Source organism: Alloalcanivorax mobilis, assembly GCF_002864685.1.
GTDB lineage: Bacteria > Pseudomonadota > Gammaproteobacteria > Pseudomonadales > Alcanivoracaceae > Alloalcanivorax > Alloalcanivorax mobilis.
In genome coordinates this window covers 1-999 of the sequence record NZ_NMQZ01000081.1, presented here as the reverse complement: position 1 = coordinate 999, position 999 = coordinate 1, and the positions used below count along the sequence as shown (strand labels likewise).

The following is a 999-nucleotide window of genomic DNA, read 5'->3' as shown; positions in this document are numbered from 1 at the left end:
GCGAGGCCGGCTTGGCAGGGCCGAATCGCGGTCAAGGACCGCTCCCACAACAAGAGCAACGCTCACTTTGTCGGCATTGGCTCACACGTACTTCCGCCCTGGCTGAAAGCTTCAAATAGGGGCCTACTGTACTGTTTATAATGACAGCAGGGAGTCGGCTGCTGAAGATGGGGTGCCGGTGAGTTAGAAAGGCCGCAACGGGTGTCAACCAGGGCTGTGGCTGAGTTGTGCATCATCCTGTTACGATTGGGCGGGATAGATGCGCCGGCACCACGGTGGGTCAAGGCGTGCTCTAGAGGAGTGGTTTGGCATGTATGCAATCGAATTTGAGACGGTAATCCGTAATGGCATTATGGTGGTCCCGGAACAGTATGTACGGCTGAAGAACACCCGCGCGCGGGTCGTGATTCTGGTCGAAAACACAGAGAGCGACCAAGAGGTTCGCGCGCTTTCAAATCACGCCGCCGGAACGGTTGAGGAATGGACAGATCCCGAAGAGGATGAGGTATGGACGTAAAGCAGGGCGAGCTGGTCCTGTGTGAGTTCTATTTTTCCGATCTTGGGGAGAGCAAGCGCAGGCCGGTTATCGTCTTTAAAGATAACTTGCCGTTCGATGATTTTGTCGGTATTCCGGTGAGTAGCAAAACACATAGGCTGCATGCGGATGAAAGCTTGTTGCAGCCTGAAGAGCTGAAAGAAGGAGCTCTTCCGAAAATTTCGAAAGCGATGGTCCGGAAGACATTTGTTATATCCAAGGCGGTTGTTTTAAAAAAATATGGTGCTTTGACACCCGAACGTTTCCAGGCGCTCCATCAGGATTTTTGTGAATACTTTGGCTGCTGCTGACTTTATGTTTTTCTCCCCCACTTCTGTTTTGTTCGATTAATTCAGCGTGCGTCCAGAACCCTTTGGGACTGGTGTGCCGTCTGCTGCGCATTCCCTATGCGAATAATGTGTCCGGCCTGGGCACGGCGTTTATTCACGATAGCTGGCTGTATC

2 protein-coding genes are annotated in these 999 nt (G+C 52.4%); both read left to right on the top strand.

The genetic code is table 11. From position 1 onward, the window contains the following. Positions 1–310: 310 nt before the first annotated feature. Positions 311–517 (top strand): hypothetical protein, encoded by a 207-nt coding sequence (locus tag CGS25_RS18840; RefSeq protein ID WP_089031754.1) that lies wholly within the window; start codon positions 311–313, stop codon positions 515–517. After that, positions 508–846 (top strand): type II toxin-antitoxin system PemK/MazF family toxin, encoded by a 339-nt coding sequence (locus CGS25_RS18835; RefSeq protein WP_089031755.1) that lies wholly within the window; start codon positions 508–510, stop codon positions 844–846. The genes CGS25_RS18840 and CGS25_RS18835 overlap by 10 nt, the downstream gene beginning before the upstream one ends. Positions 847–999: the final 153 nt, after the last annotated feature.